This is a genomic window from Pseudoxanthomonas sp. J31, assembly GCF_000510725.1.
Classification (GTDB): Bacteria; Pseudomonadota; Gammaproteobacteria; order Xanthomonadales; family Xanthomonadaceae; genus Pseudoxanthomonas.
Map to the genome: position 1 here is coordinate 93,305 of NZ_AZNZ01000011.1, position 17,769 is coordinate 111,073.

General features: G+C 70.8%; 17 protein-coding genes. 13 read left to right on the forward strand and 4 right to left on the reverse strand.

Going from position 1 to position 17,769, the window contains the following annotated elements; all coding sequences use genetic code 11:
* Nucleotides 1–7 precede the first annotated feature (7 nt).
* The 10 genes from PSEJ31_RS0112370 to PSEJ31_RS0112415 all read left to right on the forward strand — a co-directional run bounded on the left by PSEJ31_RS0112370 (nucleotide 8) and on the right by PSEJ31_RS0112415 (nucleotide 8,044).
* Entirely contained in the window at nucleotides 8–313 is a 306-nt protein-coding gene (locus PSEJ31_RS0112370; protein ID WP_019398967.1) for a hypothetical protein, read from the forward strand.
* Nucleotides 310–609, forward strand: coding sequence for a hypothetical protein (locus tag PSEJ31_RS0112375; protein WP_019398966.1), 300 nt, complete (start codon nucleotides 310–312; stop codon nucleotides 607–609). The genes PSEJ31_RS0112370 and PSEJ31_RS0112375 overlap by 4 nt, the downstream gene beginning before the upstream one ends.
* Before the next feature lie 3 nt (nucleotides 610–612).
* On the forward strand, nucleotides 613–1,245 hold the full coding sequence (locus PSEJ31_RS0112380; protein ID WP_028915625.1) for an FMN-binding negative transcriptional regulator: 633 nt from the start codon (nucleotides 613–615) through the stop codon (nucleotides 1,243–1,245).
* 37 nt (nucleotides 1,246–1,282) lie between these two features.
* Nucleotides 1,283–1,948 carry a carbonate dehydratase gene (can, locus tag PSEJ31_RS0112385; protein WP_028915626.1) on the forward strand — a complete coding sequence of 222 codons (666 nt, stop codon included), beginning with the start codon at nucleotides 1,283–1,285 and terminating at the stop codon, nucleotides 1,946–1,948.
* 23 nt (nucleotides 1,949–1,971) lie between these two features.
* Nucleotides 1,972–2,529 (forward strand): 3-hydroxyanthranilate 3,4-dioxygenase, encoded by a 558-nt coding sequence (locus tag PSEJ31_RS0112390; RefSeq protein ID WP_019398963.1) that lies wholly within the window; start codon nucleotides 1,972–1,974, stop codon nucleotides 2,527–2,529.
* Nucleotides 2,526–3,794, forward strand: coding sequence for a kynureninase (kynU, locus tag PSEJ31_RS0112395; protein WP_028915627.1), 1,269 nt, complete (start codon nucleotides 2,526–2,528; stop codon nucleotides 3,792–3,794). The genes PSEJ31_RS0112390 and kynU overlap by 4 nt, the downstream gene beginning before the upstream one ends.
* A gap of 80 nt (nucleotides 3,795–3,874) precedes the next feature.
* Nucleotides 3,875–5,257: an NAD(P)/FAD-dependent oxidoreductase gene (locus PSEJ31_RS0112400; RefSeq protein WP_037035128.1), complete on the forward strand. Its 1,383-nt coding sequence runs from the start codon at nucleotides 3,875–3,877 to the stop codon at nucleotides 5,255–5,257.
* A 73-nt stretch (nucleotides 5,258–5,330) separates the two neighbouring features.
* The gene (gene sbcB / locus PSEJ31_RS0112405; protein ID WP_028915629.1) at nucleotides 5,331–6,770 is read left to right on the forward strand and encodes an exodeoxyribonuclease I; all 1,440 of its coding nucleotides are present in this window, start codon (nucleotides 5,331–5,333) and stop codon (nucleotides 6,768–6,770) included.
* Nucleotides 6,767–7,453, forward strand: a complete 687-nt coding sequence (locus PSEJ31_RS0112410) for a DUF2461 domain-containing protein (protein ID WP_028915630.1) — start codon at nucleotides 6,767–6,769, stop codon at nucleotides 7,451–7,453. The genes sbcB and PSEJ31_RS0112410 overlap by 4 nt, the downstream gene beginning before the upstream one ends.
* Nucleotides 7,454–7,456: 3 nt before the next feature.
* Nucleotides 7,457–8,044: a DUF2939 domain-containing protein gene (locus PSEJ31_RS0112415; protein WP_037035131.1), complete on the forward strand. Its 588-nt coding sequence runs from the start codon at nucleotides 7,457–7,459 to the stop codon at nucleotides 8,042–8,044.
* A 127-nt stretch (nucleotides 8,045–8,171) separates the two neighbouring features.
* On the opposite strand, the gene acnB is transcribed toward PSEJ31_RS0112415, so the two are convergent.
* From acnB to PSEJ31_RS0112430, 3 genes are read right to left on the reverse strand one after another with little or no spacing between them, the layout of a single operon-like run.
* Complete coding sequence (acnB, locus tag PSEJ31_RS0112420; RefSeq protein ID WP_028915632.1) at nucleotides 8,172–10,763, reverse strand: bifunctional aconitate hydratase 2/2-methylisocitrate dehydratase; 2,592 nt, start codon at nucleotides 10,761–10,763, stop codon at nucleotides 8,172–8,174.
* A 37-nt stretch (nucleotides 10,764–10,800) separates the two neighbouring features.
* The gene (locus PSEJ31_RS0112425; protein WP_019398794.1) at nucleotides 10,801–11,199 is read right to left on the reverse strand and encodes a type II toxin-antitoxin system VapC family toxin; all 399 of its coding nucleotides are present in this window, start codon (nucleotides 11,197–11,199) and stop codon (nucleotides 10,801–10,803) included.
* Entirely contained in the window at nucleotides 11,196–11,426 is a 231-nt protein-coding gene (locus PSEJ31_RS0112430) for an AbrB/MazE/SpoVT family DNA-binding domain-containing protein (RefSeq protein ID WP_019398793.1), read from the reverse strand. The genes PSEJ31_RS0112425 and PSEJ31_RS0112430 overlap by 4 nt, the downstream gene beginning before the upstream one ends.
* 185 nt (nucleotides 11,427–11,611) lie before the next feature.
* Between PSEJ31_RS0112430 and acnA the strand changes: the two genes are divergently transcribed.
* Nucleotides 11,612–14,365 (forward strand): aconitate hydratase AcnA, encoded by a 2,754-nt coding sequence (acnA, locus tag PSEJ31_RS0112435; protein WP_028915633.1) that lies wholly within the window; start codon nucleotides 11,612–11,614, stop codon nucleotides 14,363–14,365.
* Nucleotides 14,366–14,428: 63 nt separating this feature from the next.
* Here the strand turns inward: acnA and PSEJ31_RS0112440 are convergent, their stop codons facing one another.
* Nucleotides 14,429–14,899: a nuclear transport factor 2 family protein gene (locus tag PSEJ31_RS0112440; RefSeq protein WP_232207917.1), complete on the reverse strand. Its 471-nt coding sequence runs from the start codon at nucleotides 14,897–14,899 to the stop codon at nucleotides 14,429–14,431.
* 92 nt (nucleotides 14,900–14,991) lie between these two features.
* Here PSEJ31_RS0112440 and PSEJ31_RS0112445 point away from each other — a divergent pair, with 92 nt between their 5' ends.
* The gene (locus tag PSEJ31_RS0112445) at nucleotides 14,992–16,698 is read left to right on the forward strand and encodes a long-chain fatty acid--CoA ligase (protein WP_028915634.1); all 1,707 of its coding nucleotides are present in this window, start codon (nucleotides 14,992–14,994) and stop codon (nucleotides 16,696–16,698) included.
* Between the two features lie 170 nt (nucleotides 16,699–16,868).
* Nucleotides 16,869–17,735, forward strand: coding sequence for a crotonase/enoyl-CoA hydratase family protein (locus PSEJ31_RS0112450; protein WP_028915635.1), 867 nt, complete (start codon nucleotides 16,869–16,871; stop codon nucleotides 17,733–17,735).
* The last annotated feature ends 34 nt before the right edge of the window (nucleotides 17,736–17,769 follow it).

Sequence of the window (17,769 nt, forward strand, 5' to 3'; positions counted from 1 at the left end):
ACGCCCCATGCTCCTATTCCTTGCCCTCTGCTTCGTGGGCGTGGCCATCGCCGGGGCAACGGCCTTCGTGATCTTCTGGCCGCTGACCCTGGTCCACATCCGCGATCGCCACGCCGGCACCGCGGCCGACTTCGGCGCCGGCGCGTTCCTGGCGCCGGCGGCGCTGGCCTGGCTGCTCAGCGGGCGTTACCGCGCCGTCGGCGACCGTTCCCTCAGCGGCCTGGCCACCCCGGCCCGGGTCGCGCTCATCACCGTTTTCGCGGGGCTGGCCATGGCCGCCCTGCTCTGGCTGGTCTCGGAGGCAAGCCCATGACACACGACACCTGGTGGCTGGCCACCCTCGGCCGCACCCTGCACTGGGCCCGCCTGCGCGAGCGCGAGGCCGGCACCGCCGAGGTCCTGGACCACGCCGGCACCGTGCACGCCTACGACAGCGAGGACACCGCCCGCTCGATGCTGCTGGACGCCGGCTTCGTCGAGTTCGGCGGCCTGGACGAGGAGGACGCGCTGGAGCGCGGCTTCTCGCTGGACGAGGTCGCCCCGCCGCGGGCCGCGGACGACGCCGCCCTGATCCCCCTGATGACGCTGAGCCTGGGCAAGCGGGCCTGAGCCATGTACGCGCCGCGCGCCTTCGCCGAAACCGACCTGGCGGGGCTCGACGGCCTGCTGGCGCGCGATCCGTTCGTCACCCTGGTCACCACCGGCGGCGACGGGTTGCCGTTCGCCTCGCACCTGCCGGTGCTTTACCGCCGCGAAGGCGAGGCCGTGGAACTGGAGGGCCACTGGGCGGGCCCCAATCCCCAGGCGGGACATGGCGGCCAGGCGCTCGCCATCGTGCACGGCCCGCACCACTACATCTCCCCCGGCTGGTATCCGGACAAGGCGGAAGCGGCGCGGGTGCCGACCTGGAACTACGCCGCCGCGCACCTGTACGGCACGCTGGAGCCGTTCACCGACGAAGCCGCGCTCGCCGGCCTGGTCGCGCGGCTGGGCGAACGCTTCGAGCGCGAGGTTGGCGGCGACTGGGCCTACGACCACGCCGATCCGCGCCAGCGATCGCAGCTGCGCGGCATCGTCGGCTTCCGCTTCCGCGCGCAGCGGATCGAGCTGAAGTTCAAGCTCAACCAGAACCATCCGCCAGCGAATGTGCAGGGCGCGATCGACGGCCTGCGCGCCCTGCCCGGCGAGGATGCGGCACGGGTTGCCGCGCTGATGGCTGAACGCCTGGCGCGGCGCCGGGGGTGAACGTGTCGCGCGCGCCCGGCTCGTAGATAATGCGGCGATGAGTGAAGACCTCCACGACCTGATCCTCCGCAACCACGCCTGGTCCGAGCGCGTCCGCGCCGAGGACCCGGAGTTCTTCACCCGCCTGTCCAAGCAGCAGGCCCCCGAATACCTGTGGATCGGCTGCTCGGACTCGCGCGTGCCGGCCAACCAGATCATCGACATGGCCCCGGGCGAGGTCTTCGTCCACCGCAACGTCGCCAACGTGGTCGTGCACACCGACCTCAACTGCCTGTCGGTGATCCAGTTCTCGGTGGACGTGCTGAAGGTCAAGCACATCCTCGTCGTCGGCCACTACGGTTGCGGCGGCGTGTACGCCGCGCTGACCCGCCAGCGCCTGGGCCTGGTCGACAACTGGATCCGCCACGTGACCGACGTGGCCGAGCACCACGCCGACTGCCTGCACCAGGCCGGCGACACCGAGCTGCAGCACGCGCGCCTGTGCGAGCTCAACGTGCTCGAGCAGGTGGTCAACGTGTGCAAGACCCACGTGATCCGCGACGCCTGGGACCGTGGCCAGGAACTGACCGTGCACGGCTGGGTCTACAGCCTGCGCGACGGCCGCGTCCACCACCTGGGCATGGACGTGGACCGGATCGAGGACCTGGAGCCGAAGTACGAGGCCGCCCTGGCCCGGATCCGCCAGGACCACGAACTGCGCTGACCCCTTTCCCAGCAGGAGCCGCCATGTTCTCCGCCCCGATCAACCTGCAGGCCTGGATCGAGGAACACCGCCACCTGCTCAAGCCCCCCGTGGGCAACAAGTGCATCCACGACGGCGACTTCATCGTGATGGTGGTCGGCGGCCCGAACGCGCGCACCGACTTCCACTGGGACGAGGGCCCGGAGTGGTTCTTCCAGCTGGAAGGCGAGATGGTGCTGCGGGTGCAGGAAAACCGCGAGGGTGGCCCCGGCTCGCTGCGCGAGATCCCGATCCGCGCCGGCGAGGTGTTCATGCTGCCGCCGCGGGTGCCGCATTCGCCGCAGCGCATGGCCGGCGGTGTCGGCCTGGTGGTGGAGCGCAAGCGCCTGGCGCACGAGCGCGACGGCCTGCTGTGGTACTGCGAGCGCTGCAACCACAAGCTGTACGAGGAGTTCTTCCAGCTGCAGGACATCGAGCGCGACTTCCCCCCGGTGTTCGAGCGTTTCTACGGCTCGCTCGACAGGCGCACCTGCGGCCAGTGCGGCCACGTGCATCCGCCGCGCGCCGCCGCGCCGCGCCCGGCCGTGGAGGAGGCCCGATGAGCGACATCGCCGCGCAGGTGCGCGAACTGGACGCCGCCGACCCGCTGCGCGGCTTCCGCGACGAGTTCCTGATCCCGCCCCACGGCGGCGGCGAGCAGCACTACTTCGTCGGCAACTCGCTGGGCCTGCAGCCGCGCGCGGCGCGCGCGCACGTGCTGGAGGTGCTGGACAAGTGGGCCGCCGAGGCGGTGGAAGGCCACTTCAACGGCGACACCGCGTGGATGGACTACCACCGCCTGGTCCGCGATCCGCTGGCGCGCCTGGTCGGCGCGCTGCCGGAGGAAGTGGTGGCGATGAACACGCTGACGGTGAACCTGCACCTGATGCTGGCCAGTTTCTACTGCCCCGACGCCCGGCGCAGCGTCGTGCTGATGGAAGCCGGCGCCTTCCCCTCCGACCGCCACGCGGTGGAATCGCAGATCCGGCTGCACGGGCTGGACCCGGCGCAGTGCCTGGTCGAGGTCGAGGCCGACCAACCCGACGGCACGCTGTCGGACGAAGCCATCGCCCGGGCCATCGCCGCGCATGGCCCGCGCCTGGCCCTGGTGCTGTGGCCCGGCATCCAGTACCGCACCGGCCAGGCCTTCGACCTGGCGCGGATCGCGGCGCTGGCGCACGCCCAGGGCGCCCGGGCCGGCTTCGACCTGGCCCACGCCGTCGGCAACCTGCCGCTGGCGCTGCACGACGCCGGCGCCGACTTCGCGGTGTGGTGCCACTACAAGTACGTCAATGCCGGCCCCGGCGCGGTGGCTGGCTGCTTCGTCCACCAGCGCCACGGCAACGCCGGGCTGCCGCGCATGGCCGGCTGGTGGGGCCACGAGGCCTCCACCCGCTTCCGCATGGCGCCGGAGTTCGTGCCGGCCGCGGGCGCGGAGGGCTGGCAACTTTCCAACCCGCCGGTGCTGGCGATGGCGCCGCTGCGCGCCTCGCTGGAGCAGTTCGAGCGCGCCGGCGGCATGGCCGCGCTGCGCACCAAGTCCGAGCGCCTCACCGGCCTGCTCGAGCGGCTGATCCACGAACGCCTGGCCGATACCCTGCAGGTGGTCACTCCCGCCGATCCGCAGCGCCGCGGCTGCCAGCTGTCGCTGCGCGTGGCCGGCGGCCGCGAGCGCGGCCGGGCATTGTTCGAGCACCTGCGCGAGCGCGGCTTCCTCGGCGACTGGCGCGAGCCGGACGTGATCCGCATCGCCCCGGTACCGCTGTACAACCGCTACGCCGAAGTGCTGGCGCTGGTCGAGGAAGTGGAACGCTGGCGTTCCGCCTGACCGCGCGGCCCCGCCCCCCCACCCCGCGCGCCGCGTCGGCGCCGCCCACGCCGCGCGCGGATGCACAGGAATCCCCCCGCTTGGACAGCAACGATCCCCGCTCCCTGACCCTGATCGGCGCCGGCCTGGCCGGCTGCCTGCTGGCGATCCTGCTCTCGCAGCGCGGCTGGAAGGTCACCATCTACGAGCGCCGCGGCGACCCGCGGATCAAGGGCTACGAATCCGGCCGCTCGATCAACCTGGCCCTGGCCGAGCGCGGCCGCCACGCCCTGCGCGTGGCCGGGGTCGAGGAAGCGGTGATGCGCCAGGCGGTGATGATGCGCGGGCGCATGGTGCACGCGCTGGACGGCAGCACCATGCTGCAGCGCTACGGCCGCGACGACTCGGAGGTGATCTGGTCGGTGCACCGCGCCGACCTCAACATGACCCTGCTGCAGGCGGCCGAGCGCGCCGGGGCCAGCATCCACTTCCACCGCCGCCTGCACACGGTGGATTTCGACGCCGGCTACGCGCGCCTGATCGACGACCGCGACGACCAGCCGCACGACATCCGCTTCCAGGTACTGATCGGTGCCGACGGCGCTGGCTCGGCGCTGCGCGCGGAGATGGTCCGCCGCGCCGGGATCGGCGAGCGCACCGAGTTCCTGGACCACTCCTACAAGGAGCTGACCATCCCGCCGGCGCCGGATGGCGGCTTCATGATCGAGCCGCACGCCCTGCACATCTGGCCGCGCGGCCGCTACATGTGCATCGCCCTGCCCAACGACGAGCGCACCTTCACCGTCACCCTGTTCCTGCCCAACCACGCCGCGCCCGGCAGCGGCGACCCGTGCTTCGCCAGCGTGCGCAGCGGCGCCGAGGTACGCGCCCTGTTCCAGCGCGACTTCCCCGATGCCCTGCCGCTGATCCCGGACCTGGAGCGCGACTGGGAGAACCACCCGCCGGGCCTGCTCGGCACCCTGTACCTGGACACCTGGCACATGGGCGGGCGCGCGGTGGTGCTGGGCGACGCCGCGCACGCCATGGTGCCGTTCCACGGCCAGGGCATGAATTGCGCGTTCGAGGACTGCGTGGCCCTGGCCGAGGCGATGGACCGGCACGCCCCCCTGGAGGACGCGTTCGCCGCGTTCGAGGCCGAGCGCAAGCCCAACGCCGCGGCGATCCAGGCCATGGCCCTGGAGAACTACATCGAGATGCGCGACCGGGTGGACGACCCGGACTTCCTGCTGCAGCGCGAGCTGGAGCAGGCCCTGCAGGCGCGCCATCCCACCCGCTTCGTCCCGCACTACACCATGGTCACCTTCATGCGCGTCCCGTACGCGCTGGCGCACGCGCGCAGCCAGCTGCAGCGGCGCATCCTGGTGGAAGCCACCGCCGGGCGCAGCGACCTGTCCGGCATCGACTGGGACGCGCTGGCGCGGCGCATCCACGCCGAGCTGCCCGAGCTGGAAGGCGCGCGTTGAGCCGGCGCCGCACGCGCCGCGACGGCGTCGCGGGCTTGCGGCATGGCGCCGCGCCGCGTCCAATACCGGCACCATGACCGACAGCTTCCTGTTCTACGACCTGGAGACCTTCGGCGCCGACCCGCGCCGCAGCCGCATCGCCCAGTTCGCCGCCGTGCGCACCGACCGCGAGCTGCAGGTCGTGGAAGAGCCGATCAGCCTGTTCGTCAGGCCGGCCGACGACCTGCTGCCCTCGCCGACGGCCACCCTGATCACCGGCATCACCCCGCAACAGGCCGCGCGCGAAGGCATCAGCGAGGCCGAGGCGGCCGCGCGCATCGTCGAGGAGATGGCGCGCCCGGGCACCTGCACCCTGGGCTACAACTCGCTGCGCTTCGACGACGAGTTCGTGCGCCACACCCTGTTCCGCAACTTCTTCGACCCGTACGAGCGCGAGTGGCGCGGCGGCAATTCGCGCTGGGACCTGCTGGACGTGCTGCGCCTGGCCCACGCCCTGCGCCCGGACGGCATCGCCTGGCCGAAGCGCGAGGACGGCGCCACCTCGTTCCGGCTCGAACACCTGGCGGAGGCCAACGACGTGCGCGAGGGCGATGCCCACGAGGCGCTGTCGGACGTGTTCGCCACCATCGGCATGGCCCGGCTGCTGCGCCGCGCGCAGCCGCGCCTGTGGGACTACGCCCTGCGCCTGCGCGACAAGCGCCATGCCGCCAGCCTGCTGGATACCTTCGCCATGCAGCCGGTGCTGCACGTGTCCCAGCGCTACCCGGCCGCGCGCCTGTGCGCGGCGGTGGTGCTGCCGCTGGCCGTGCACCCGCACATCAACAACCGGGTGATCGTGTTCGACCTGGACGGCGACGTGGACGCGCTGCTGGAGCAAGGCCCGGAGGAGATCGCCGACCGCCTGTACACGCCGGTGGCCGACCTGCCGCCGGGCGTGGCGCGGGTGCCGCTGAAGGAAGTCCACCTCAACCGCTCGCCGATGCTGGTGCCGTGGGCGCACCTGCGCGCGCCGGACTTCCAGCGCCTGGGCATCGACCCTGACCAGGTATTGGCCCGCGCCGCGCGCCTGCGCGCGCACGGCCCGGAGCTAGCCGAGAAGGCCCGCCAGGTCTATGCCGGCACCCGCGAGGCCGGCCAGGAGGACGTGGACGGCTCGCTGTACTCGGGCTTCTGCGGCGACGGCGACCGCCGCCTGTGCACCCAGGTGCGCGCCACCGCCCCGACCGAGCTGGGCCGCCGCGCCTTCGATTTCCGCGATCCGCGCCTGCCGGAGCTGCTGTTCCGCTACCGCGCCCGCAACTGGCCGGAAACCCTCGGCGCGGACGAGCGCAGCCGCTGGGACGATTACCGGCGCCTGCGCCTGCAGGCCGACAGCGGCCTGTCCGAGTACACCTTCGACACGTTCTACGCCGAGATCGCCACGCTGCGCGCGGCCCATGCCGGCGACGGCCAGCGCCTGGTGCTGCTGGACCAGCTGGAAGCCTGGGGCCGCGCACTGCAGGACGGATTATGAGCAGCTACTTCAGCGAGGCCAGCCTGCGCTTCCTGCGCGGCCTGGCGCGACACAACGAGAAAGCCTGGTTCCAGGCGCACCGCGCCGACTACGAGGAGCACGTGCGCCAGCCGTTCCTGCGCCTGGTCGCCGACCTGCAGCCGGCACTGGCCGCGATCAGCCCGCACTTCCACGCCGACCCGCGCCCGGTGGGCGGCTCGCTGTTCCGCATCCACCGCGACGCGCGCTTTTCCAGCGACAAGTCGCCATACAAGACCTGGCAGGGCGCGCGCCTGTTCCACGAGCGCCGGCGCGAAGTGGCGGCGCCGTCGTTCTACATCCACCTGCAGCCCGGCGAGAGTTTCGTCGGCGCCGGCCTTTGGCACCCCGAGCCGGATACCCAGCGCAGGGTCCGCCAGTTCATCTTCGACAACCCCGGCGCCTGGCGCCGCGCCGCGCACGATCCTGCCTTCCGCCGCCGCTTCGACCTCGACCACTCGGAGATGCTGGTGCGCACGCCGCGCGGCTTCCCCGCGGAGTTCGAGTTCATCGACGACCTGCGCCACCGCAACTGGGTGTTCTGGCGCCCGCTGGAGGACGCCACCATGACCGGCCCGCGCCTGCGCGCGACCCTGGAGAAGGACCTGGCCGCGCTGGGTCCGTTCATGGACTACCTCTGCGCGGCGCTGGACCTGGAGTTCTGACGCATGCCCGCCTCCAGCCACCGCCGGCGTCGCCGGGCCCTGCTGCCGGCAACGGCCGTGGCCGCCCTGCTCCTGCTGGCGGCGTGGATCGCCGCCGGGCCCTGGCTGGCCGTGCGCGGCATCGCCGATGCGCTGGAACGGCGCGACACCGTCGCCCTCGCCCGCCACGTCGACTTCCCGCAACTGCAGGCCAACCTGCGCGCCCAGGTCCAGGACCGGCTGGCGCGCGCGGCTGGCGCCGGGCTGGCTTCGCATCCGCTGGGCGCGCTGGCCGTGGCCGCCGCCGGCAGCCTGGCTGGTGCAGGCATCGAGCTGGCCGCCACGCCCGAAGGCGCGGCCGCGCTGCTGCAGGGCCATGTGTTGTGGCAGCGGCTGGGCGGCCGCGACCGCGGTCCCGGCGAAGCCTGGTCGGTGGAGCCGGCGCGGCCGCTGCACGACGCACGCCTGCGCTACGAGTCACTTTCGCGGGCAACGGTCACCGTGCGCCACGCGCCTGGCACCACCAGCGTCTGGGAGCTGCAGCGCCAGGGCCTGCGCTGGCGCCTGGTGGACATCCGCCTGCGGGGGGATCCAGCCACGCCGCCGGGCTGACGCGTCCCGCCCCTTCCGGTGCGGATCGGGCTCGCCGCCGCGGATCCGCGGGCCGGCTCGCGCGGACCCGCAAAAAGCGAACGCCCGGCACGGGGCCGGGCGTTCGCGGTTGCGGCTGCCGGATGGATCAGGCGGCCACGGTCTCGGCCGTCTTCCGGTACTCCTCGATCTGGTCGAAGTTCATGTAGCGGTAGATCTCGGCGCCCTTCTCGTTGATCACGCCGATGTCGGCCAGGTACTCCTCGCGGGTCGGGATGCGGCCCAGGCGCGAGCAGATCGCCGCCAGCTCCGCCGAGCCCAGGAACACGTTGGTGTTGCGGCCCAGGCGGTTGGGGAAGTTGCGGGTCGAGGTGGAGAACACCGTGGCGCCCTCGCGCACCTGCGCCTGGTTGCCCATGCACAGCGAGCAGCCCGGCATTTCCATGCGCGCGCCGGCCACGCCGAAGGTGCCGTAGTGGCCTTCCTTGGTCAGCTCGGAGGCGTCCATCTTGGTCGGCGGCGCGACCCACAGGCGGGTCGGGATGTCGCGCTTGCCTTCCAGCAGCTTGGCCGCGGCGCGGAAGTGGCCGATGTTGGTCATGCACGAGCCGATGAACACCTCGTCGATCTTGGTGCCGGCGACCTCGGACAGGGTCTTCACGTCGTCCGGGTCGTTCGGGCAGGCCACGATCGGCTCGACGATCTCGTTGAGGTCGATCTCGATCACCGCCGCGTACTCGGCGTCGGCATCCGGCTCCAGCAGCTGCGGGTCGGCCAGCCACTCCTCCATCTTGCGGATGCGGCGGGCCAGGGTGCGGGCGTCCTGGTAGCCCTCGGCGATCATGTTCTTCAGCAGCACGATGTTGCTGTTGAGGTATTCGATGATCGGCTCCTTGTCCAGGCGCACGGTGCAGGCGGCGGCCGAGCGCTCGGCCGAGGCGTCGGACAGCTCGAACGCCTGCTCCACCTTCAGCTGCGGCAGGCCTTCGATCTCGAGGATGCGGCCGGAGAAGATGTTCTTCTTGCCGGCCTTGGCCACGGTCAGCAGGCCCTGCTTGATCGCGTACAGCGGGATGGCGTTGACCAGGTCACGCAGGGTGACGCCCGGTTGCATCTGGCCCTTGAAGCGGACCAGCACCGACTCCGGCATGTCCAGCGGCATCACGCCGGTGGCCGCGGCGAAGGCGACCAGGCCCGAACCGGCCGGGAACGAGATGCCCACCGGGAAGCGGGTGTGGGAGTCGCCGCCGGTGCCGACGGTGTCCGGCAGCAGCATGCGGTTGAGCCAGCTGTGGATCACGCCGTCGCCCGGGCGCAGGGACACGCCGCCGCGGGTGGAGATGAACTCCGGCAGGGTGTGGTGGGTCTTGACGTCCACCGGCTTCGGGTAGGCCGCGGTGTGGCAGAACGACTGCATCACCAGGTCGGCCGAGAAGCCCAGGCAGGCCAGGTCCTTCAGCTCGTCGCGGGTCATCGGGCCGGTGGTGTCCTGGGAGCCGACCGAGGTCATCTTCGGCTCGCAGTAGGTGCCCGGGCGCACGCCCTTGCCTTCCGGCAGGCCACAGGCGCGGCCGACCATCTTCTGCGCCAAGGTGTAGCCCTTGCCGCTGTCGGCCGGCTGCTGCGGCAGGCGGAACAGGGTCGACGGGGCCAGGCCCAGCGACTCGCGGGCCTTGGCGGTCAGGCCGCGGCCGATGATCAGCGGGATGCGGCCGCCGGCACGCACCTCGTCGAACAGCACCTCGCTCTTGACCTTGAACTCGGCGATCACCTCGCCGTTCTTCAGCGCCTTGCCCTCGTACGGGCGCAGCTCGACCACGTCGCCGTGGTCCATCTTCGACACGTCCAGCTCGATCGGCAGGGCGCCGGCGTCTTCCATGGTGTTGTAGAAGATCGGGGCGATCTTGCCGCCCAGGCACACGCCGCCGGCGCGCTTGTTCGGGATGTACGGGATGTCGTCGCCGGTCCACCACAGCACCGAGTTGGTGGCCGACTTGCGCGAGGAGCCGGTGCCGACCACGTCGCCGACGTAGGCGACCAGGTGGCCCTTCTCCTTGAGCTTGAGGATCTCGCCGATCGGGCCGCGCTTGCCGTCCTCTTCCGGCTGGAACGGCGCGTCCGGACGCTTGTTCTTCAGCATCGCCAGGGCGTGCATCGGGATGTCCGGGCGGGTGGTGGCGTCCGGGGCCGGCGACAGGTCGTCGGTGTTGGTCTCGCCCGGCACCTTGAACACGGTGATGGTCAGGCTCTCCGGCACTTCCGGGCGGCTGGTGAACCACTCCGCGTCCGCCCAGCTCTGCAGCACGGCCTTGGCGTTGGCATTGCCGGCCTTGGCCTTCTCCTCCACGTCGTGGAACTGGTCGAACACCAGCAGGGTCTTCTTGAGGCCCTCGGCGGCAATGGTGCCGACGACGGTGTCGTCCAGCAGCTCGATCAGCGGCGAGACGTTGTAGCCGCCGAGCATGGTGCCCAGCAGCTCGGTGGCGCGCTCGCGCGAGATCAGCGGGTTCTTCTCGCTGCCGAAGGCCAGCGCCGCCAGGTAGGAGGCCTTGACCTTGGCCGCGTCGTCGACGCCGGCCGGCACGCGGTGGGTGAGCAGGTCGACCAGGAACTGCTCCTCGCCCGCCGGCGGGTTCTTCAGCAGCTCGATGACCTCGGCCGTCTGCTGCGCGCTCAGCGGCAGCGGCGGGATGCCGAGGGCGGCGCGCTCGGCGACGTGGTGGCGATAGGCTTCCAACATGGACAACTCCGGAGTGGTAACGGAAAGCGGTGGTGAATCAGGCCTGCGGCACGATCAGCCGCAGCCCCTTGAAGTAATCGCGGTAGAAGGCGTCGTTCCAGGTGACCAGGCCGTCGCACTGCAGCAGCGCGTGGGCGCCGACCAGGAAGGCGCCGATGCCGCGGTGGCGGCCGCCGCGCTGGCGGTGGCGGCGGTGCATCTCGCCGGCGCGCAGCGCGGACTTGGCCTCCAGCGCGCTGAAGTGGATGCCCATCTCCTCCAGCGCCTCCTGGACCTCGGCGCCGCCCCGGAGGGCGGCGCACAGCTCGGCCAGGGTGGTGCCGCACACGACCACGCGGCCGCCCACCAGCGCCTGGCGCAGGCAGGCCTCGACCGCGTCGGCGCGGGGGCCGTCGCTGAGCAGCTCGATCAGGACCGGGGAGTCGACGGCGATCATGCCCCGCCTTCGTCGCGCAGGCGCTCCACCGCCTCGGTGGACGATTCGAAGCCGTCCAGCGCGAACTTGCCGCGGGCGCGGGAAATGGCGTCATCCACGCTCTTGCGCAGGATGATGCGGCTGCCGTCCAGCTCCACCTTCAGCAGGGTGCCCTTGGTCAGCCCGAGGGCGTCCCGGACGGGCTTGGGCAGCGTGATCTGGCCGCGTTCGGCCACGGTCGCTTCCATGGGTGGAATCTCCGCCTGACGGTATGCGGACATGATACATACCATTTCATGCATACTCAATCCGTCGTACCGGCATTGTCCGACAATGGCCCCGCGAAGACAGTCCTGTCATGCCAGCCGGCCAATAATGACCGGCTGAAACCTTCAGCCGCCTCCCCCGGCGGCACCAGCCAGAGGAGCCCGCAATGCGCGATTCCTTCGCCACCCGCAGCCGCCTGGACGTAGGCGGCAAGTCGTACACCTATGCCAGCCTGCCCCGGCTGGGCGAGCGCTTCGACCTGGCCCGCCTGCCCTACTCGATGAAGATCCTGCTGGAGAACCTGCTCCGCCACGAGGACGGGGTGACGGTGCTGCCGGAGCACATCGAGGCCGTAGCGACCTGGGATCCCAAGGCCGAGCCGGACACCGAGATCGCGTTCATGCCCGCGCGCGTGGTCCTGCAGGACTTCACCGGCGTGCCCTGCGTGGTCGACCTGGCCGCGATGCGCGACGCGGTGGTCAGGCTCGGCGGCGACGCCAGCCAGATCAACCCGCTGATCCCGTCGGAGCTGGTGATCGACCACTCGATCCAGGTCGACGTGTTCGGCAAGCCAGACGCGCTGGACATCAACGGCCGCATCGAGTTCGAGCGCAACCGCGAGCGCTACGCCTTCCTGCGCTGGGGCCAGAAGGCGTTCAAGGGCTTCCGCGTGGTGCCGCCGAACACCGGCATCGTCCACCAGGTGAACCTGGAGAACCTGGCCCGGGTGGTGATGACCGGCGAGAAGGACGGCGAGGCCTGGGCCTACCCGGACACCGTGTTCGGCACCGACTCGCACACCACCATGATCAACGGCATCGGCGTGCTGGGCTGGGGCGTGGGCGGCATCGAGGCCGAGGCGGCCATGCTCGGCCAGCCCTCCTCGATGCTGATCCCGCAGGTGGTCGGCTTCAAGCTCACCGGCAAGCTGCCCGAAGGCTCCACCGCCACCGACCTGGTGCTGACCGTCACCCAGATGCTGCGCAAGCACGGGGTGGTGGGCAAGTTCGTCGAGTTCTTTGGCGATGGCCTGCAGCACCTGCCGCTGGCCGACCGCGCCACCATCGGCAACATGGCCCCGGAGTACGGCGCCACCTGCGGCATCTTCCCGATCGACGCCGAGTCGCTGACCTACCTGCGCCTGTCCGGCCGCAGCGAGGAGCAGATCGCGCTGGTGGAGGCCTACGCCAAGGCCCAGGGCCTGTGGCACACCCCGGACAGCCCGCACGCCAGCTACAGCTCGGTGCTGGAGCTGGACATGGGCGAAGTGCGCCCCTCGCTGGCCGGCCCCAAGCGCCCGCAGGACCGCGTCCTGCTCGGCGACATGAAGCAGAACTACCGCGAGAACGTGGCCCTGCTGACCGCCAACCGCGACCGCCGCGCCCCGGAGGTGGCCGACTTCATCGCCGAGGGCGGGACCGCCGCGGTCGGCAACGAGGCATTGCACAAGGGCGTGGCCCACATCGAGATCGACGGCCAGCAGGTCAAGCTCAAGGACGGCGCGGTGGTGATCGCCGCGATCACCTCCTGCACCAACACCTCCAACCCGGCGGTGATGGTCGCCGCCGGCCTGCTGGCGCGCAACGCCGCCGCGCGCGGACTCAAGCGCCAGCCCTGGGTCAAGACCTCGCTGGGTCCGGGCTCGCGCGTGGTCACCGATTACCTGCAGAAGGCCGGCCTGCTGGAGGAACTGGAGAAGGTCGGCTTCTACATCGTCGGCTACGGCTGCACCACCTGCATCGGCAACTCCGGCCCGCTGCCGCCGGAAGTCAGCGCCGGCATCGCCGCCGGCGACCTGGTCGTCACCTCGGTGCTGTCGGGCAACCGCAACTTCGAGGGCCGCGTCCACCCCGAGGTCAAGATGAACTACCTGGCCAGTCCGCCGCTGGTGGTGGCCTACGCCCTGGCCGGCACCACCGACATCGACCTGACCTCCGAGCCGATCGGCACCGGCAGCGACGGCCAGCCGGTGTACCTGCGCGACATCTGGCCCAGCAGCAAGGAGATCGGCGACGTCATCGCCTCGACCATCGGCCCGGAGATGTTCAAGCAGAACTACGCCGACGTGTTCAAGGGCGACAACCGCTGGAACGCCATCGAATCGCCCGACGGCGAGCTGTACGCCTGGGACGAGTCCTCCACCTACATCAAGAACCCGCCGTACTTCGAGGGCATGACCATGGAGGTCGGCTCGATCGGCGACATCCACGGCGCGCGGGTGCTGGGCCTGTTCGGCGATTCGATCACCACCGACCACATCTCCCCGGCCGGCAACATCAAGAAGGACTCGCCGGCGGGCCGCTTCCTGCAGTCGCGCGGGGTGCAGCCGGCGGACTTCAACAGCTACGGCAGCCGCCGCGGCAACGACGACGTCATGGTCCGCGGCACCTTCGCCAACATCCGCATCAAGAACCTGTTCTTCGGCGGCGAGGAAGGCGGCAACACCCTCTACTTCGGCTCCAACCCGCCGGAGAAGATGTCGATCTACGACGCGGCCATGCGCTACAAGGCCGAGGGCACGCCGCTGCTGGTGATCGCCGGCAAGGAGTACGGCACCGGTTCCTCGCGCGACTGGGCGGCCAAGGGCACCAACCTGCTGGGGGTCAAGGCGGTGATCGCCGAGAGCTTCGAGCGCATCCACCGCTCCAACCTGGTGGGCATGGGCGTGCTGCCGCTGCAGTTCAAGGACGGCCAGAACGCGCAGTCGCTGGGCCTGGACGGCACCGAGGTGTTCGACGTCTCCGGCCTGCAGGATGGCGCCAGCAAGAGCGCGAAGGTCACCGCGCGCAAGGCCGACGGCCGCGTGGTGGAGTTCGAGGTCCACGTGCTGCTGCTGACCCCGAAGGAAGTGGAGTACTTCCGGCACGGCGGCCTGCTGCAGTACGTGCTGCGCCAGCTGGCCACCCGCAAGGCGGCCTGAGCCGCCGCCACGAAAAAGCCCCGCGCATGCGGGGCTTTTCCCTTCCCGGGCGGCCCGCGGGGCTCAGCGCCGCTCCCAGCGGGCGTAGTGCAGGCGCCAGTCGCCGCCCTCCTCGCGCCAGCCGGTGGTGACGTCCCAACTGCCGCCGCGCTCGGGCAGCCAGCGTCCGCCGCTTCCGGTCGCCAGCGCGGAAAACCGTACGGTCGCGCTGCCCTGGCGCATCTCCACCTCGGCCGGCCCGAGCACCAGGCCGATACGCTGGTTGGCCAGGACCTGCGCGCGCACGGCCTGCTGCAGTGCATCACGATCGACCCCGTCATTGCCGACGAAGTCCGCGGCCACGTGCTCCATGAACCGCGCCGGGGCCCGTTCCTCGAGTGCCTGCTGCATCCGCACAAGCGTGTCCCGCAAGCGTTCTTCCGGTGGATCCCGGCTGCAGCCGGCGGCCGGAAACAGCAGCAGGAGCAGCGCCAGGGCCCGCCACGCGGGGCTTGCGGATCGATTGATAGGCACTATCTGCTTCGACTTTTCCATCCGTAACGGTATGCTCCGCAGCGGACGCCGGCATGACCCACGGCGTGGCAGAACTGATGCAGACGCAAGACTACTCCTCGGGAGGGAGCTCAATGAATCCGGATCGCCCCTGGCTGCAGAGCTATCCGCAAGGCGTGCCCGCTGAAATCGATCCGGACCAGTACCGGTCTGTAGCCGCGGTCTTCGACGCGACCGTCGCCCGCTACGCCGACCGCCCCGCCTACCGCAACTTCGGCAAGACCCTGACCTACGCCGAGGTCGACCGGCTGGCGACCCAGTTCGCGGCCTACCTGCTGGGCGAGCTGGGCCTGAAGAAGGGCGACCGCGTCGCCCTGATGATGCCCAACTGCCTGCAGTACCCGATCGCGACCTTCGGCATCCTGCGTGCCGGCCTGACCGTGGTGAACGTCAACCCGCTGTACACCGCGCGCGAGCTCAAGCACCAGCTGGTGGACGCCGGCGCCGCGGCGATCGTGGTGGTCGACAACTTCGGCCACACCGTGCAGGAAGTGCTGGCCGAGACCCCGCTGAAGCAGGTGATCACCACCGGCCTGGGCGACATGCTGGGCTTCCCCAAGGGCGCCATCGTCAACTTCGTGCTCAAGTACGTGAAGAAGATGGTGCCCGAGTACGACATCCCCGGCGCGGTGCGCTTCCGCGACGCGCTGGCCGCCGGCAAGCGCCACGCGCTGCCGCAGGTGGACATCAATCCGTCGGACATCGCCTTCCTGCAGTACACCGGCGGCACCACCGGCGTGGCCAAGGGCGCCATGCTCACCCACCGCAACCTGGTGGCGAACATGTGCCAGGCCTCGGCCTGGCTGCGGCCGAACGACCTTCGCCCCGGCGAGGAGGTGATCATCACCGCCCTGCCGCTGTACCACATCTTCGCGCTGACGGCGAACTGCCTGGTGTTCATGGAGCTCGGTGGCCTCAACCACCTGATCACCAACCCGCGCGACATGCCGAACTTCGTCAAGGAGCTGAAGACTTCCGGCTTCACCGCGATCACCGGCGTCAACACCCTGTTCAACGGCCTGCTCAACACGCCCGGCTTCGACGAGGTGGATTTCTCGAAGCTCAAGATCACCCTGGGCGGCGGCATGGCGGTGCAGCGCGCCGTGGCCGAGCGCTGGAAGAAGGTCACCGGCGTGACCCTGGTGGAGGCGTACGGCCTGACCGAGACCTCGCCGGCGGCCTGCATCAACCCGCTGGACCTGAAGGAGTTCAACGGCTCCATCGGCCTGCCCATCCCCTCGACCGACGTTTGCATCAAGGACGAGGACGGCAAGGAAGTGGCGCTGGGCGAGATCGGCGAGCTGTGCATCAAGGGCCCGCAGGTGATGAAGGGCTACTGGCAGCGCCCGGAGGAGACCGCCAAGGCGATCGACGCCGACGGCTGGCTGCACACCGGTGACATGGCCCGGATCGACGAGAAGGGCTTCGTCTACATCGTCGACCGCAAGAAGGACATGATCCTGGTCTCCGGCTTCAACGTGTACCCGAACGAGATCGAGGACGTGGTCGCGGCCATGCCCGGCGTGCTCGAGGTGGCCGCCGTGGGCGTGCCGGACGAGCGTTCCGGCGAAGCGGTCAAGCTGTTCGTGGTCAAGAAGGACCCGGCGCTGACGGCCGAGGACATCAAGGCCTACTGCCGCCAGGCCCTGACCGGGTACAAGCAGCCGCGCCACATCGAGTTCCGCGACGAGCTGCCGAAGAGCAACGTCGGCAAGATCCTGCGCAAGGAACTGCGCGACCAGGCCCCGGCCGGCAAGCCGGAAGCCGCGGCCACGCACTGAGGCTGGCAAGCCCGGCGGGCCCCGCCCGTCCCGGACCGCACCAGGCGCGCCCCCGGGGGGCGCGCCTTTTCTTTTGCCCGGCCGCGGCCGCCGGGGCGGCGGTGCCGGTAGGATCGGCGCGTACGGGCGGCGTCGCCCGTCGTCCACCACCCCTACCCGGAGAACTGGCCATGACCACCATCGAGAAGCTGCGCGTCGCCGAATACCCCACCATTCGCGTCGAGGGTCCGGCGGACGGCAGTGCCCACTGGCTTTACATGCATGCCGACGCGCACACCGGCGTGCGTCCCTGCTGCCGCTTCGAGATGCTGGAGGACATGTGGCGCTACATGAGCGCCATGACCCTGCCGCCGGAGCAGCAGGTCCCGGGCCGCCTGCGCCATTTCGTGCTGGCCTCGGCCGCCTCCGCCTACAACCTCGGCGGCGACCTGGACCTGTTCATGCGCCTGATCCGCGCCGGCGACCGCGCGCAACTGCTGGCCTATGCCAAGCGCTGCGTGGAGGGCGTGCACCACGTGCACACCGGGTTCGGCGGCGACGTGCACACCGTGGCCCTGGTCCAGGGCGATGCCCTGGGCGGCGGCCTGGAGATGGCCCTGGCCTGCCACACCATCGTCGCCGAGGAAGGCGTGGGCATGGGCCTGCCCGAGGTGCTGTTCGGGCTGTTCCCGGGCATGGGCGCCTACTCCTTCCTGTGCAAGCGGGTCAGCCCGCGCCAGGCCGAGCGCATGATCCTCAGCGGCGAGGTCTACAGCAGCGAGGAGATGTACCGGCTGGGCGTGGTCGACGTGCTGGTGCCCAAGGGCGAAGGCGAGGCCGCGGTGCGCGACCTGATCCGCCAGCACCAGCGCGCGCCGCACGCGCACCTGGCGATGAACGCGGTGCGCGGCATCGGCCAGCCGGTCGGCTACGAGGAATTGCTGCGGATCACCGAGGTCTGGGTGGACACCGCGCTGCAGCTGGGCGACAAGTCGCTGCGGACCATGGAGCGGATCGTCCGCGCCCAGACCCGGCGGGCCGGCCTGGCCGGGGGCTGAGCCAGCCGGGTGGCGGCCGGCCCGGCAATGCCGG

What these genes read in the sequence shown, in the direction of transcription:
- PSEJ31_RS0112370 (WP_019398967.1), top strand. Translation starts at nt 8, where the DNA reads ATGCTCCTATTCCTTGCCCTCTGCTTCGTGGGCGTGGCCATCGCCGGG.
- PSEJ31_RS0112375 (WP_019398966.1), top strand. Translation starts at nt 310, where the DNA reads ATGACACACGACACCTGGTGGCTGGCCACCCTCGGCCGCACCCTGCAC.
- PSEJ31_RS0112380 (WP_028915625.1), top strand. Translation starts at nt 613, where the DNA reads ATGTACGCGCCGCGCGCCTTCGCCGAAACCGACCTGGCGGGGCTCGAC.
- can (WP_028915626.1), top strand. Translation starts at nt 1,283, where the DNA reads ATGAGTGAAGACCTCCACGACCTGATCCTCCGCAACCACGCCTGGTCC.
- PSEJ31_RS0112390 (WP_019398963.1), top strand. Translation starts at nt 1,972, where the DNA reads ATGTTCTCCGCCCCGATCAACCTGCAGGCCTGGATCGAGGAACACCGC.
- kynU (WP_028915627.1), top strand. Translation starts at nt 2,526, where the DNA reads ATGAGCGACATCGCCGCGCAGGTGCGCGAACTGGACGCCGCCGACCCG.
- sbcB (WP_028915629.1), top strand. Translation starts at nt 5,331, where the DNA reads ATGACCGACAGCTTCCTGTTCTACGACCTGGAGACCTTCGGCGCCGAC.
- PSEJ31_RS0112410 (WP_028915630.1), top strand. Translation starts at nt 6,767, where the DNA reads ATGAGCAGCTACTTCAGCGAGGCCAGCCTGCGCTTCCTGCGCGGCCTG.
- PSEJ31_RS0112415 (WP_037035131.1), top strand. Translation starts at nt 7,457, where the DNA reads ATGCCCGCCTCCAGCCACCGCCGGCGTCGCCGGGCCCTGCTGCCGGCA.
- acnB (WP_028915632.1), bottom strand. Translation starts at nt 10,763, where the DNA reads ATGTTGGAAGCCTATCGCCACCACGTCGCCGAGCGCGCCGCCCTCGGC.
- PSEJ31_RS0112425 (WP_019398794.1), bottom strand. Translation starts at nt 11,199, where the DNA reads ATGATCGCCGTCGACTCCCCGGTCCTGATCGAGCTGCTCAGCGACGGC.
- PSEJ31_RS0112430 (WP_019398793.1), bottom strand. Translation starts at nt 11,426, where the DNA reads ATGGAAGCGACCGTGGCCGAACGCGGCCAGATCACGCTGCCCAAGCCC.
- acnA (WP_028915633.1), top strand. Translation starts at nt 11,612, where the DNA reads ATGCGCGATTCCTTCGCCACCCGCAGCCGCCTGGACGTAGGCGGCAAG.
- PSEJ31_RS0112440 (WP_232207917.1), bottom strand. Translation starts at nt 14,899, where the DNA reads ATGGAAAAGTCGAAGCAGATAGTGCCTATCAATCGATCCGCAAGCCCC.
- PSEJ31_RS0112445 (WP_028915634.1), top strand. Translation starts at nt 14,992, where the DNA reads ATGAATCCGGATCGCCCCTGGCTGCAGAGCTATCCGCAAGGCGTGCCC.
- PSEJ31_RS0112450 (WP_028915635.1), top strand. Translation starts at nt 16,869, where the DNA reads ATGACCACCATCGAGAAGCTGCGCGTCGCCGAATACCCCACCATTCGC.